The organism is Ochrovirga pacifica (genome assembly GCF_000220525.1).
GTDB classification, from domain to species: Bacteria; Bacteroidota; Bacteroidia; order Flavobacteriales; family Flavobacteriaceae; genus Ochrovirga; species Ochrovirga pacifica.
The window spans coordinates 81,138-96,962 of record NZ_AFPK01000014.1 but is presented as its reverse complement, the minus strand read 5'-3'; the positions used below and the strand labels follow the sequence as shown (position 1 = coordinate 96,962).

At 35.4% G+C, this 15,825-nt stretch carries 9 protein-coding genes; 1 reads left to right on the top strand and 8 read right to left on the bottom strand.

The features are described from left to right. Position 1: 1 nt before the first annotated feature. On the bottom strand, positions 2-2,854 hold the full coding sequence (locus tag FS85_RS0101810) for a glycoside hydrolase family 2 protein (protein WP_010134267.1): 2,853 nt from the start codon (positions 2,852-2,854) through the stop codon (positions 2-4). 281 nt (positions 2,855-3,135) lie between these two features. Between FS85_RS0101810 and FS85_RS0101805 the strand changes: the two genes are divergently transcribed. After that, positions 3,136-4,329, top strand: a complete 1,194-nt coding sequence (locus FS85_RS0101805) for a hypothetical protein (RefSeq protein ID WP_010134266.1) — start codon at positions 3,136-3,138, stop codon at positions 4,327-4,329. Between the two features lie 93 nt (positions 4,330-4,422). Here the strand turns inward: FS85_RS0101805 and FS85_RS0101800 are convergent, their stop codons facing one another. From FS85_RS0101800 to FS85_RS0101770, 7 genes are all read right to left on the bottom strand, one after another. Further along, the gene (locus tag FS85_RS0101800; protein ID WP_237706931.1) at positions 4,423-6,240 is read right to left on the bottom strand and encodes a T9SS type A sorting domain-containing protein; all 1,818 of its coding nucleotides are present in this window, start codon (positions 6,238-6,240) and stop codon (positions 4,423-4,425) included. Positions 6,241-6,259: 19 nt separating this feature from the next. Next, complete coding sequence (locus tag FS85_RS0101795) at positions 6,260-7,288, bottom strand: pectate lyase family protein (RefSeq protein ID WP_139062120.1); 1,029 nt, start codon at positions 7,286-7,288, stop codon at positions 6,260-6,262. 505 nt (positions 7,289-7,793) lie between these two features. Beyond that, the gene (locus tag FS85_RS0101790) at positions 7,794-9,362 is read right to left on the bottom strand and encodes a sulfatase family protein (protein WP_010134263.1); all 1,569 of its coding nucleotides are present in this window, start codon (positions 9,360-9,362) and stop codon (positions 7,794-7,796) included. A 2-nt stretch (positions 9,363-9,364) separates the two neighbouring features. Continuing rightward, positions 9,365-10,210, bottom strand: coding sequence for a LamG domain-containing protein (locus FS85_RS14925; RefSeq protein ID WP_010134262.1), 846 nt, complete (start codon positions 10,208-10,210; stop codon positions 9,365-9,367). Between the two features lie 127 nt (positions 10,211-10,337). Beyond that, a complete protein-coding gene (locus tag FS85_RS0101780) occupies positions 10,338-12,869 on the bottom strand; it encodes a glycoside hydrolase family 2 TIM barrel-domain containing protein (RefSeq protein WP_010134261.1) in 2,532 nt (843 codons plus the stop codon). 23 nt (positions 12,870-12,892) lie between these two features. Beyond that, on the bottom strand, positions 12,893-14,011 hold the full coding sequence (locus FS85_RS0101775; RefSeq protein ID WP_029489191.1) for a glycoside hydrolase family protein: 1,119 nt from the start codon (positions 14,009-14,011) through the stop codon (positions 12,893-12,895). A gap of 12 nt (positions 14,012-14,023) precedes the next feature. Beyond that, positions 14,024-15,814, bottom strand: coding sequence for an arylsulfatase (locus FS85_RS0101770; RefSeq protein ID WP_139062119.1), 1,791 nt, complete (start codon positions 15,812-15,814; stop codon positions 14,024-14,026). Positions 15,815-15,825: the final 11 nt, after the last annotated feature.

Genomic DNA, 15,825 nt, shown 5'->3' with positions numbered 1-15,825 from the left:
TTTATTTAACTCTTCTTAATTCAAAACCATTTAACCATGTAAAACTATTGGGTTTATCTACAATAAAATCTAATTTGATTTCTTTTTCGTCTGTTACTTCAAAAAATTGGATGTAATGAATAGGTTCTCGTTCCCCCATATCATTGTGTTTGTTATAGCCTACCATATGACGTGCAGGTGTTTGCCAAGGTCTACTTTCATTAGGTGTATTGTTAATGTTGTATGGATATTGCTTTTTGTGAGCAGTAGCATTATGATACGTGATAATTTTATAGGTTCCTTTTTTGAGTCCTTTGATCCCTAATGTAATAGCTTTGTCTTTTACAAAAGCCCCATCGGCTCCCATAAAGGCTAAATCTCCCAATATAGAAGGCTCTCCCTTAGACCATTCAATGGTTGCTTCAGATGAAATAGAGAATTCTATTCCAGATTTGTTTTTGAAGCTTAGGTCTTTCTGGTCTCCGATATTCCATGCTGTCCAGTCGAATTGAGGCAATTGTTTTTGGTGGCCAATGTCTACACGATAGATAGGAAAATCATAAATAGGTTTTGCAGCTACTTGAATTTCATCACTATTGAAGTTTTCCGTTTCCAGAGTTAATGTTGATGTTTTTAACTTTTTAGCTGTTGCTTTGATTTTGATTTTCCCAGCGATGTCAGTACCTCTAACATATACAGAGGCAATTCCGTTTTCAGCTTGCATTTGGTCGATATAATCCTGCTCAGCATCGACCAATTCACCTTGTCCAGAAACTTCAAAATGAACTTTGTTTTTTGCTGCTCTTATTGTGGTTCCGTTCTTATCAACAATGTAAGCTCTAATCGTTTTGATGTCCGATCCTCCAGCTTGTAACTTTTGTGTTGGGTAATCTAGCAAAAGTTTTAGAGCGTACGGTTTTCCGGGAGATTTGCGTTCGTGAGTAGCGATTAATTTTCCGTTTCTATAAGCCATTGCTTTTAAATTTTCGTCTTTCCAGTTGTAATAGAAAGTAAAAGAAGGGTGCTCGTTGTTTGATTTTTCATGAACATTGTCAGGTCTTTGGGAGCTAATCAATTTCTCGTTAGCATATAAATCCACCCTATCAGCATTGCTATACACATGAACAATTCCATCTTTAGAAACACGTTCGTCCCCAATATGAACCATGTCTTTGTGTCCTAATTCTGATTTATACCAATGGTAAACAGGACGTTTGTTTCGGTACATATCCAAAATAGCGTAAGTAGAGTGTTTGATTGGGTCATCTGATTTTTTCTTTAATTGATAATAATCTGCTGCTACCCAAGCTAGAGTTCCGATGTTGTTTTTATGCTTTTTATATCTAGAGATATGAAATTGATTGGCAGATCCACTCTCATTACAACCATGTTCCATCAATAAGGTAAATCCTTCTTCTGCCCAGTGCGATCTTCTATAATCCATAGTAGCATAAATATCTGTAGGTCCTGCATGTCGCATTCCATTCCACGGACTCGATGCACTTGCGGTCAAGCGGGTAGGATCCTCTTCCTTACAGGTTTTAGCTAATCTAGGTACACTTCCTCTGTGGTTAATTCCCGCTCCCCAAATGGCTATAGAAGGGTGGTTTCTATGGTTACGAATCATCACACGAGCTGATACATCCAAACGATTCATCCATTCTCCTTGTTCCCATTTTATCCAAGTGGCTGGTTCTTCGTAAATCAAGATTCCTAATTCATCACAAGCATCAATAAAAGCATTGTCTTGTGGATAATGAGAAAGTCTAATGGTATTAAATCCTGCTTCTTTTAATCGTAATGCTTCTTCATAATGCAAAGAGTTAGGAACGGCATCTCCAATATGTGTAAAGCTTTGGTGTCGGTTGGCTCCAATCATAAAGAACGGTTTGCCATTTAGTAAAAGCCCCTGACCATCTACCAGTTCTAATTTTTTAAAACCAAAGTTGTTTTCTACGCGGTCTAACAATTGATTGTCAGAATAGATATAAGAAACAGCTCTATATAAATAAGGTTGATCTGGAGACCAAGTAAAGTAGTCATTGTCTTCTAAAACAGCAGATTGTTTAAAAGTATAAGAGTTTTTAGGTATTATTGTATGTTCATCTGTTAAGGTTTTTAGTACCAATCCGTCTGCGTTTACAATTTTAGTGATGACTTTTGTGTGTTTAGTAGTATCATAATCATTAGCGACTGTAGTGTTGATGGCTGTAATTCCATAACGTCTTTTTACTGTTGGGGTTGTGATTCGAACCCCAGTTTCTTTGTCTTCCCAGTTGAAGTTTACATGAAGCTTGTTTGTTTTTACAATATATACATCACGATAAATTCCTCCCCATTTGATATAATCTGTTCGATGAGGGTCTGGAGCAACAAGTTTGTTAAAACGGTTGTCTGCTTTTACGAGAATTTGATTGTTTTCTCCTGATTTGATATAAGGAGTGATGTTGAAATGGAAGGGAGTATATCCGCCTAAATTATTTTCTCCTACGAACTTTCCGTTGACCCAAACTTGAGTCACAGAATGAACGCCTTCAAACTCAATAAATACCAATTCGTCTTTTAGGTGAGAAATATGTATTTCTTTTTGATACCAACTAATGTCTCTCATTACATTCGATTGAGGCCATGTGTCTACAATTTCTTTCATGGTAGCCGATACAGGGTCTGGATTATGTGGAATAGCTACTTTTTTCCAATCAGAAGCACTGAGGTTTAAATCTTTTGGGGTTTCTTTATTGGCTTTTTTCCATTGCCAGTTTAGGTTGATGTTTTCTTTGGATCGTGGAGCGTTTGTGTACTCTTGTAGTTGTGCATTAAGTAGATGGCATGTTAAAAACAATAATAAAAAACAGTTTTTTTTAAAAAAAATCATCAGTTTGATCGGTTTTTTGCTTGTGAAAAGTACTTTTTGTTAGAATGTAGTGTGATTACTTCAAATAGGAAAGTTATAGGGAATTCTTGGTAAATAATAGGCAAATATAAAATTAACCGAAACTAGTAACGGTTAATATTTGTTTTAATATATTGTTTTTCAATGGTTTGTGCTTTTTTATTTCAGGGCTTTGTACAGTTGAAGTTAAGTTGCGTTTACAAAATTTACAATTGGTGATTTTAGCAAATCAAATGGTTAATAAACCTTATCTTTACCTGTCGATGAAAAACAGTATTTCCAAAGAACAAGTTCATCATTACTTAGAAAAAATAGCAACCTCTCGTCATTTTTCTAAGTCGAAACGTTATACCCAATTGCTTCAATTTTTAACAGAACAATCATTACTTCAGCAACCTTTAAAAGAGCAAACCATTGGGATGGCTCTTTTTAACGAAGGTTATAATCCGGTAAAAGATGATGGAAAAGTACGTGTATATATGTACAACCTTCGCAAAAAATTATCGACTTATTATGAAGAAGAGGGAAGTGATGACCTTTTGTTATTTGTGCTGGAAAAGGGAAGTTATGATATGCAATTTGTACCTGCCAATGAACAGCAAAACAAAGGAACTCATTCAGATGATGCATTGCCTGTATCGTCGATTTATCCTCCCCAGAAAAATACAATTTGGGTTTGGGGGCTTAGTCTTACTCTATTGTTAGTATTGGTATACTATAACTGGTCGTACTTTGTAAAAAAAGAATTGTATTGTTGGAATGCTTTTATGAATTCTAAAGCAATCAATACCGTTGTATTGGCGGATCATGTGGTTATGCACAAATCTAACAAACCTGTAGGAACGCTTTATATGAGAGATGGTGTAAACAGTGTTAATGAGTTTATTGCTTATCAACAAAAACATCCTAAAGATACTTTACAGCTTTCTGATTATACTTTTTTCACCAAGTCTGTGCCGTTTTCTTTACTAAAATTGGCAACCTTCTTGACAGAGCACAACGCAAATATGATTCCCAAAATGGAAAGTGAATTTACTTATGATGTGATTAAGAGAGGGAATATGTTGTATGTTGGGCAGCAAAAAACCATGAGTCTGTCTAAAGAGTTGTTTTTAAAAAATAGTCAACAGTTTACAGCGAAAACCAATGCTTTTATCTCAGTAGTAGAGGGTAAGAAAACGGTATATCGATCTCAACATGGAGAAAATAAATTAGTTGAATATGCCATGGTTTCTTACGTTCCTATCAGTGATGGACACAAGGCTTTATTTTTTGTTTCTGATCATGATATTGGTGTAATGGCCACTGTAGACAGGTTTACCCATATAACTTGGTTGGAAGAGTTTTACCAACAACTACCTTCTAACAAAGTTTATTTTAATGCGTTGTTTAAAGTAGAAGGGCTCAATAGGTTAGATGTAAGTTGTGAGTTGGTAGCGTTGGAAGTGATTAACTAATAAAGCTGATAAAAAAACGACTCTAACGTTACTAAAAAATAAAGTTAAAAATCCTATCTATTACTAGTATTAGATAGGATTTTCTTTTTTGTATTATAGATACAGTAATTTTTTTGAAAATGTTTTTTTAGGGTTTACCAACCTTACAATGTATAAACCTTTGCCAATTGCTAAACTGTTTAGGTTTAAAACCAAAGTAGGGGTGTTTAGTTGTGATTGATAAACAATTCTACCTGCAGTATCCACAATCTGAATCGTTCCAACATGAACTGAATTGTCTAGAGTAATCTTTAGGTCACCTACTGTATATGGATTAGGATACACATTAAACCCTGTTTCCTCGTTTTTGATGAATTCTTCAATCTGAATATCTGTTGTTAACGCCTTAGAAGTTCTTGCACTTTCAGATGTAATTTTAAATCGTTGCCAATCTCCTGAACCATTACCTGTAAAGGTCATGTCATTTTTAAGAAACAAATCATTTGGAGCATTTCCTTTTATAGTATAAATATCATTACCATAATCGGTTAGCATGAATTTTTCCCAAGCTCCAATGGAAGTTCGGTTACAAGTAGCTTCTTTATTTCCATTTTCAGAGCTCATGTAAAGTCCATTACTACATTTAAATGAATATGTTCCATCGTTGTTATCTACCATTTCAAATTTTTCATCGTTTCCAACATTCAATGCACTACTTACTAATTTTTCTGAATTAGAACTATTGATATACCTAAAACCTCCTTGGTTTTGTATAGAGACAATTGGATTGGCATTTGTGATGTTAAAAAATGTAGATATATCTTTGTAGTTTGTACTGTAACCACCTCCTACTTCTCTAATTGCCAATCCCAGTTTGTAATTGTTAGCAAGAGGCCAATTTGTAGGTTGAGTAATTCTTAAGGTGATGGTACCTGTTCCAGGATCGACTGTTTTAGTATCATTATTCAACCAAGTTCCGCTAGGGGAATTTACCAATCCTACGATATCACTTCTTTTAAATGCAGTATAGTTTACCTCAAAAACAACATCATTACCAGTACCTACCTCAGTAGGTACGTTCACAAAGTTAATTTCGAATAAATTATCAATAGAACAATCAGAATTATAGGTGTTGTTATTGGTAAACGGAGTTAAAGAAATACCTGATGGTAAGCTTCCTGTCACACTATAAGCATTTGCAGAAGTCAGCCCTAAAAAGTCATTATCTTGAATAGTTAAATTTTGAGATCCTGTATATAATTGTAAATCATTAGCTAACTGATTACATCCTGCAAAAGTATTGTCTTTAATCGTTACATTCTTTACCTCTCCTCTCACTTTAAAAGGATGTTTTCCATCCATATCCGCAAAGTTATTATTGATGATTTGATGTCCTCCAAAAGGATACAACATAGGCTTTACACTTTCTAAAACAATGGCATACTCAGATGGGTTCGTGATGGAGTTATTTTGGATGATAATATCTTCATTACTATCCTTAATCCAAATTTCACCATCTTCTAAGATATTATTAGTGAAACTTGAGTATCCAGCTGTGTCTGGGGTTCCAATGGAATGAAAGTAAATATGATTGTGCTTTATCTTGTTATTTCTTATGTCGATGTAACGACTATCAGAAATAATCATACCATAACTTCTCACTGTACTCGTAGGATCACCAGTACCTGAGTTACGTAGTATCACATCAATATCATTGTTTTCTATCAATACATTTTGAGTATGTTCTTCAAGGTGGATTGCTTGATTGTAGGTGTTGTATGATTGTAAGTTTCTACTGTAGAACGTGTTATTACGAATTTTAACATCATTAATTCTGGCAATTGCTACTCCAAAATGGCTGAATTCGGTAAACTCATTGTCTTCAATCACAATGTTATGCGTATCTGATACTTGATCTAAGGTAATACACATGTTACATTGTCCTTCGAATTTATTTTCTCTGAAAATTAGTCCATCTTGATTTTTTTGTCCCCTTAGTTGCAATCGCTCTTAAAGGATATAAAAAAGTATTCTTTTCAAAAACAATATTCTCTAAATGACTATACATTCTAATCATTACCACATTTCCTGATTCTTCATAGGTTCCTTGAGCTACAGTGTAGTTACCAACAAAGGTGTTGTTTTTAAAAGTTACATCTCTTGCGCTATTATCCACAATAATTACTTCGTGTGTGTAACGTCTAGTATTTTGAGTAAAGTCTACACTAATATTGTCTATGGTGTTGCTTCCTTTTAAAAACCACATTCTATCTTGTGTAAGAATAAAGTTAGGTTGTGTAGTTCCTGTACCTTTAATAGATACAAAACGAGGAATTGCTAAATTCCTAGCGGTAACCATGTACTGTCCAGATGGCACCTCAATAGTACCTCCATTTGGTAAAGCTGCAATAGCTGCACTTAAACCAGCTGTTCCATCTGTAGATACGTAAGGGGAAGCAGCAGTACCATTTCCAGTTACATAACTACTTAACTGAACTACCTGTGTTGGATTTTTGTTAGCATAGGTATCTTTTGCTAATAAAATATCATGAGGCATCTGAATCGTATCTGTAATTGGGTGTTGATACTGAGATGGTGGTGATACATTAGATGATGCTTCCACAAAACTATTGATAGTTCTTACCCACAGTTTTGGAACTATAACTAATGAACCCGATTCAAAATAGTGATACTCATTATTTTGATTATCTAACGTTGCTTCTACATCTATGGTAACTGTTTTTCCTAAAAAGTCCTTAGGGTCGAATTGCCATATACTGTATTGTCCCGAACTTCTATGAGAGAAAAAAGACAAAGTGGTGGTGGTACCATCCGCTTCGTATAAAATAAAATATTCACGAGGCATATCTGATACATGCTCTCTTGCATACAAACGTGTAAAGTATCCTGTTTTTTGATAATTAGTTTGTGCATTCACACTCGTTAGCCCTAAAAAGAGGAGCATAACAAAAAGTGCCATTTTTTTTAAAAAAATCATGATTAAATTTATTAGTTAGTAGTTAGTGAAATTTTAAAAACTACAGCAATCAGTAATATATTTATGCAAACACTCTTGACTAGTATTGAGTTTTTAATAAAAACCACACTAATTGTTTAAGTTTTTAAAAAATAGGTATTTAAAATTAGGAAACAATTCTATTTGAAGTTGTTCTTTTTATATCATAAATGTATAATTCCATAATTGAAATGGAATGTTAAGTTATTAGGACAAAAACCACATATGTTGCAAACAATTAATTATTAAAAATTGATGATTTAATATCATAACTTGCACAAGTTCTTACTTAAAAAAACTCACTAATAATTGATTGTATGAGGTATAATATCAGATACATACGTCAAAACACACCCCTCCTTTACGACATAGATAAAATCAATCAGAAAGAGAACGTTATAAAACATTTATATCAAGCAAAAAGTTCCAGAGAAATATCTCTGGAGCTTTTTGATGCTTTTAGAAGAGATTAATTCTCCCAATACTTGTTAACAATAGCTTGAATTTCAGGATAATTTTTGTCTGTTTCGTTCAAGTCAATGCGTTGTTGTTTAAGTTGTTGCTTTAATTTGGCAATCACCTCTTTGTATTTTGGATTGTTGTATTGGTTGTGCAATTCTTGTGGATCGTTTTTTAAATCGTAAAACTCCCAAGTGTGAGGTGTTTCTCTATCAATACCATAGTATTGTTTTCCCCAGTAGTGATTTTTAAACTCTGATGGATCCATATAATGTTTTCCATAGTAAAAAATCAACTTGTAGTCTTTAGAGCGTACTCCAAAATGAGCAGGTACATAGTGGTGAATAATGTGCATCCAATAACGGTAATACGTAGTTTCTCTCCAGTTTTTTTCTTCTTTCCCTTTTAAGGTGTTGATGAAACTTTTTCCTTGCATGTAGTCTGGAGTTTTTCCTCCAGCCAATTCAATCATGGTAGGAGCATAGTCTGTATTGTTGATAAGCAAATCAGAAACCTGTTGAGGTTTGATCATTTTTGGATAATGAACAATGTACGGCATGCGCATAGACTCTTCATACATCCAACGCTTGTCTTGCAAATCGTGTTCTCCTAACATCATTCCTTGGTCTCCAGTATAGATGATGACTGTATTTTCCCACAATCCTTCTTTTTTTAAATAGTCAAACAAACGACCTAAATTGTCATCCACACCTTTTACACAACGCAAATAACGTTTCATATAGGTTTGGTATCCTTGGTGTGCAGATTCTTGTCCTTTGTACTTACCACCATTAAGCATCCAGTTGTAGTTGCGGTACATATGACGATCAGATATGGAGGTTCCGATGTAAGTTTTTAGTGAATCATTGATTCCTCTTACTCCCTCGGATCCCCAGTTGGGTTGATAGTACAAGCTAGTAGGTTCTGGAATTTCGGTATCTGCCAAATAATCTTCATATCTAGGAGCATATTCAAAGAAATCGTGTGGTGCTTTGTAATGATGCATCAAAAAGAATGGCTTTTTTTTATCTCTATTTTTTAAATAATCTATTGTAATGTCTGTGATAACATCACTTGAATGCCCTTTTGTTTTTACTTTGTTTTTAGGCCAAGTACCCTTTCCTTTTTCTAAAAAAGAAGGATTGAAATATTTTCCTTGTCCAGGCAATACTTTGTAATAATCAAAATTTACGGGTTCATTTTTTAGATGCCATTTTCCTACCATAGCCGTGCTATATCCTAGTTTTTTCATCTCTATAGGCAAGTACTGTTTGTCGGTATCTAATTTGTGATCTAGGTCTAACACACCATTTGTCTGTGGGTATTGGCCACTAATAATAGAGGCTCTACTTGGAGTACAAATAGAATTATTGCAAAACGCATTGGTAAAACGGATACCATTTGCTGCTAGTTTGTCCAAGTTTGGAGTGGGATTCAAGCTAGACAAACGACCTCCATAAGCCCCAATGGCATGTGCTGCATGGTCGTCAGACATGATGAAAATAATGTTGGGTTTTTTCTTTGCTTGTACTTGGCTAAGAGCTAATATTGCCAAGCATAGGAATGCTATTTTTTTCATTTTTATTTATTTTTCAATTCGTAAACTCTAATCCAATCCACTAAGGTGGTTCTTTCGTCTTTGGTTCCTGTAGCTACTTTGCTGCCCTTTTCTGGAATCGGATTCCAATCATAGGCTTCTATAGAAAATTGCAAAATTAAATCTTGATCAAAAGGTACAGGTGGGGTTAGTGTGTACACATATTCACCGTCTAAATAGAACAACAATTCTGTCGCACTTTTTCTGTAAAATCCATAGGTATAAAATTTATCAGAGTTATTTACATCTAAATATTTAGCTTTTTGGTCTCTTACCGATTTGTTACAAGCTGTTCCTCTGTGAATGGCGTTTGAGTGCATGATGCGATCCCAGTCATGAGCCCATTTGTGGGTGTTTTTTGTTAAAACTCCTACAGATTCGGTGATGTCAATCTCGTGTTTTTGTTCACATGTCCCTTGGTGACATAGCCAAAAACCACCTCCCATTTCGGTTTTGTTCATTTTCATTCTACACTCGTAATAATGCCCAATGTTGGTTTTTTTGTACGAACGTAAAATTCCTCCATGATATTTATAGGTTGATTTTCCTAAGGTTACAGGGTTGTCTAATTCTCCTACTTCAATACGCAAATAACCATCGCCTATAGAAAAACTTTCTTTTTGAAATAAGGCAGGAGCACGTCCCATCCATTTTAATTCATAATGTTCAGCGGGTTCAATATTCCATTTTTTAGTGTTTATCTTTTTGCCATTAAACTCATCGCTTAAAGCTTTTACTTTTTTCCATTGTTTTCCCTCTATTTTTGGGGGTTGTGCTTGTAGGTTTGTCATCCAGCAAAATAAGATGACGTAAAGAATGTTTTTAATCATGACAGTGTTTTTTATTGATTCGAATTTATTTTAGATGCGTGTAAAATTGGAACACTCAAGGCTTATCGTATAGGACAATTGTTTTGTTAGGTTAAAATCTAGTTTAGAGTCTCTTTTTTTGATGTTTTTAGTTGATGTTCAGGATGATTGGTGCGCTAGTAATAGCCCCTACTTTTGCACAAATAGTAACCCTACCTTTTTCTTTTGTCGATTTTACGATGGCCAGTGCTCTTCCTTTATGCGTAATTACTTTATTGGTGTTATGAGGTGCAACGTTCATTTCCCAACCATTATCCACAGCAACTAATTCAGCATTTCCTTCAACTTCAAAACGTACTTCTTGCTCCTTATTTCTGATTGCATTTCCATCTGCATCATACAATTGTATGGATACATGAGCCACATCATAGGCGTTTGCTAACAAGGTGGTTTTGTCAACGCTCAACTTTATTTTTGATACTTTTCCAGTAGTGGCCAACATATATTCATCGACTATTTTTCCGTTGTTGTACCCCACTACTTTTAACTCCCCTTTTGTATAAGGTACCAACCATTTTAATATATGATCGGTATCAACCACGGAAGACAATTGTTGTTTGCCTAAACTCTTTCCATTCAAAAACAACTCTGCCTCTTCACAATTGGTGTAAGCCTGAACCACAATAGGTTCTTGAGTTTTATAATCCCAATATTCATTGACTTTGTACCATTCCCACAAACGTAGTTTGTTCCACACAGGAGGAGCTGTGTATTGCATGTTAAATTTCCATCCCTCTTTATTTGTGTAAGAAAACTCCGATTCGCTAGCAGGAGTGGTTACCATATATACTTTAGGGGTTGGTTTCCATAAACATTCAAAAAAATGTCCACGAGGATTTTTAAATCCTGCAAAATCAAACAAAGAAATATTGAGACCCTTTCTTGGCCAAGGTCCTGCTTCTCCTATGTAGGCAAAACCTGTCCACATAAAAATTCCAGCAACAAACTCTCTGTCTGCCACCGCTTTCCATTCCGAATAGGCTACCCAGTTTTCTGAACCAATAATCGGTTTGTTTGGATAGGTTTTGTGAGCAATGTCGTAGTTATGAGGTCTGTAATTGAAGCCCATTACATCTACAGCATCTCCATAACCTGTTGCCATAGAAATAGAGGGGCGTACACTACCACAAGTTACGGGACGAGTTGTGTCTTCTTCTTTTACCCATTTAGACAATTGCTTTGCAACCAGCGCTAAGGAGTCAATTCCTCCACTTATTTTGTCGAATACAGGTTTGATTTTTTCTGCATCAAACTCGGGAACACTTATATAGGGAATCGCATTGGGATTTATCTCGTCGTAAGCTTTTGAATAATAAGGAAACGTCCACTCAATTTCGTTCCCAATACTCCACATAATAACGGACGGATGATTGTAATCTCGACGAATCAAACTTTTTAAATCTCTTTCTGCCCAGTCTAAAAACACCTTGCTATAACCTTTGTCTCCTTCTTTGGCAACATCGCAACCCAAACAGGTTTTGTTTTTATCTTTTGCATGGTGCCACTCATCAAAAAACTCGTTCATCACCAACATCCCTTGCTCATCACATACTTCCATTAGTAATGGTGAATGTGGATTGTGAGCCATACGAATGGCATTGACTCCAATAGATTTTAGTTTTTTAATTCGATATTCCCAAGTTGCCTTGGTAGCAGCCGCTCCTACTGCTCCAGCATCATGATGTAAATTTACCCCTTTGATTTTTACCGATTTTCCGTTGAGCAGAAATCCTTTGTCAGCAGTAAATTCAATACTTCTAATACCAAAACTCTCTGTTACCTTATCTACAAGCACACCATTTTCCTTAACCAGAATTTCAGCAGCGTATAAATTAGGGTTTGCAATTCCCCATAGTTTTGGGTTTGAAATCTTTATTTTTTGTACAAACTGAGACTTGGTATCAAAAAGCAAATCTTTTAACTTGGCAACAACTTGGTTTTCACTATTTATAATGTTAATATCCATTGTAATGGTTTTAGAAGAACCTGCTACTTTGGTTGCTATTTGTACAATTGCTTCATTATTGGTTACGTAGGGTGTTGTAATTTTTACTCCCCATTGAGGAATATGGGTTTTAGAAGTTTTTACCAAGCGTACATCTCTATAAATTCCAGAACCTGTGTACCATCTAGAGTCTACATAATTGGTATGATCTACTTTAACCGCAATCACATTTTTTTCTCCAAAACGCAAATAATCGGATAAATTATAAGAAAAACTAACATATCCGTTGGGTCTAAAACCTAATTTGTGACCATTAATCCATACGGTTGTATTGTTATATATACCGTCAAACTCAATCCAAATGTTTTTTTCTTTATCAGTTTTAGGAATTGTAAAACTCTTTCTGTACCAGCCAATGCCTCCTGTAGTAAACCCAGTACTTGCAGCAGTCCCTTCTTTTTGATAGCCTGACAAAATAGTCCAATCATGAGGTAATTGTACTACCTGCCAACTACGATCATCAAAAGTAGGATTTGTAGCTTCCATTTGGACTTCTTTACTGAATTTCCAATTAGCGTTAAAATCTTCTACAGTTCTAGGTGCTTTTACCTCTTGCTTTGCACAAGAAAATAGCAAGAGAACGGATGCGAGTAAAGTATAGAAATTGATTTTCATGTGTTTGTTTCTTTAAATTTGGATTAGTTTTTTCCTGCTTTAATTGGTATTTGCACATTCCATGAATGCAAAACTCCTTTTACATCCGTAGTATCTGCAGCACAGAATAAGGCCAGTGGTTTTCCATTTTCTAAATAAATTTGGGGTCTTTCCAAATGCTTTAATTTTAGAATACTACCGTCTTCCCATTGGATTTGTAGTTTGGAAACCAGTGGGTTTTTAGACAACTTCCAATCAAAACCATCAATAGATTCAAATAAAACCAAGGCTTGTCCAGCATCTGTAAATGCACCATGCATATCTTTTACAATGGCTCTGAACTTTCCTTCTTGATACCAGATGTAAGGATCCTCAGCGGGGAAATCTGTCCCTTGAGCTTTAAAAATAGGTTCGTTATGTTTTACAAAAGGTCCCATTGGACTATCAGCCGTAGCTACACAATGTACTACAGGCCCTCCTGAAATTCGTTTTATCTTTTTACCAACAGCTTTATAAACCATCACATACTTACCATCAGGTCCTTTTGCTATGGACGGATTGTTGGCCAATAAAGCATCTAAAGCATTTTCATTTCCACTGGCATCTATCAATGGGCTATCAAAACGTTGCCAAGGTCCATTAGGATCATCAGCAACAGCTACACCAATTCGTTGATTGTTACGATGTGTCCAATTGTATTTAATCTTACCAGGCACACAAGGATTCACTCCATCACCAGTATTTCCCATATAATACAAATAGTACTTCCCATCAAATTTATGAACCGTTGGATTATGCGTACACAGTCCATCCCAATATTCAGCACCACGAGCAGAAAAAGTAACGTCTTTAAATTTAAAAGGACCAAAAGGAGATGTGGATACAGCATGAGCAATCTCTGAATGAGTTACCCAAGCCCAACCTAACTCTTTTTTCCAACGAGAATAAAACATATGATACAAACCATCTTCACCTTTTACGGTTGAAGCTCCCCATACGGTTATATCATCTCGGTCTTTAAAGACAGATTGTTTAGAAACTCTTCCTAGTTCCACTTTAAAATTATCTGTAGTGGCTAATTTTACGTTTTCGTCTTGTTTTGCTTTTTGACCACAAGAAATCAATAAAGTTAAAAGAGATGATATGTATACTATTTTATTCATTTATAAATATTACTACTTTAATTTAGAGAGATATACATAGTAAACACCGGCTATCAAATTTCCATTAGCATCTAACATCTCTCCTTTAATTTTAGTATCTCCCCTAGGTAATTCTACATCAAAAGAAATGTGCGTGTCTTCTGTAGTAACACTTGCTGATTTTTGTTGTTTTCCAACAGTAAGACTCACTGTTTTCACAGGTAATGCTTTCATTTTACGTCCATACAACAACCTATCTACCTTTCCATCTCTAGACCAAGCATCTACTTTTTTATTAAAGTTGGGTACTCCCGAAATGGTTGCATTGGCTTCTCTAGGCCACCTTCTACATTCAATTCTGTAAGTTCCCGCTTTTTCAACAGTAACATCCCAGGCACCAGACAAAGGTTTTCCTTCTGCAATCTGTGCATGATTCCAAGGCACTTTAGGTAAATACCAATCAGAAGATGTTAAAAAAGTCTCTTGGTCTTTAGAATTTCCTACTACGGATCTAGGTAGTTCACGATCGTTAGGTGTAACCTTATTCCAGTAATCTGTAAACTCCTTACGAATTTTAGCAGCTATTTCTGGATGCGCATCGATCACATTTTTTTGTTGACTAGGGTCTTTAGAAAGATCATACAACTCTTTATTATTCACCAATCTCCATTGTTCATACATCCCCGAAGTATTTTTCCACGCTTGCGCTTCAAAAGTTCTTTGAGATTCTACAAATAAGGTACGATGAGCTAACTTGGCTGTTGGATTGAACAATTGATTTTTAAAAGTTCTCCCATCAAATTGTGTTTCTTGGGTCGTCTTTAAATTACATAGATCTACTAGAGAAGGTAGTACATCTATATGAGCCGTTAAGCTTGCTATATCTTTTCCATGCGCTAAATTCCCGTTAGGCCAATGAATAAAAAACGGAACTCTATGCCCTCCTTCGTAAGGCTGTCCTTTTTTACCTCTCATTCCTGCATTGTAAAGCTTAACCCCTGCAGTTCCTCCGTTGTCAGACATAAAAATTAAAATGGTATTGTCTGATTTTCCAGATGCTTCTAGCGCTTTTCTTAATTTCCCTATATTCTCATCTACTCTATTGATTCCGGCAAAGAAATAGGCTGTGTGTTTGAATACTTTTTCATCGTAAATTTCAGCCAGTTTAGGATCTGGAACAGAATGAGGATTGTGTGGCAAATAAGTAGCTACATATATAAAAAAAGGATCTTTGTGATCTTCTTTTACAAAATCTATCGCCTTATTAAAAAATACATCGGGTGCAAAACCTTCATGTTTTTCTCGCTTTCCGTTGTGCCAGTAATAATCATTTATACGATCATTATCAAACCAATCGTCAGTAGTTCCTGTACCACCATCACCGTTACCTAACCATTCATCAAAACCTCTATCCATAGGTCTGTAGGGATAATTAGCTCCTAAATGCCATTTCCCAAAAAGAGCTGTTCTATAACCTGATGCTTTAAAAACATCCGCCATTGTTTTCTCTGTGCTTCTTAGGTGATTTCCTCCACATACCGTATGCCACACTCCTACATGATGTGAATATTTACCTGTCATTAAAGCGGAACGGGTTGGAGCACATGTGGGATCTACATGGAAATCTGTAAAACGAACAGATTCTGCATGCAGCTGATCCATGTTTGGAGTTTTGATATATGGATTTCCATGACAACTTAAATCTCCATAGCCTTGGTCATCAGACACTATAACAATTACATTAGGCCTTTCTGACTTTTTCTGAGCCATCGCCTTAAAACAAAAAGATGTTGTTAAGACCAACAATAGTAGCCCTAACAACATCTTTGATAATA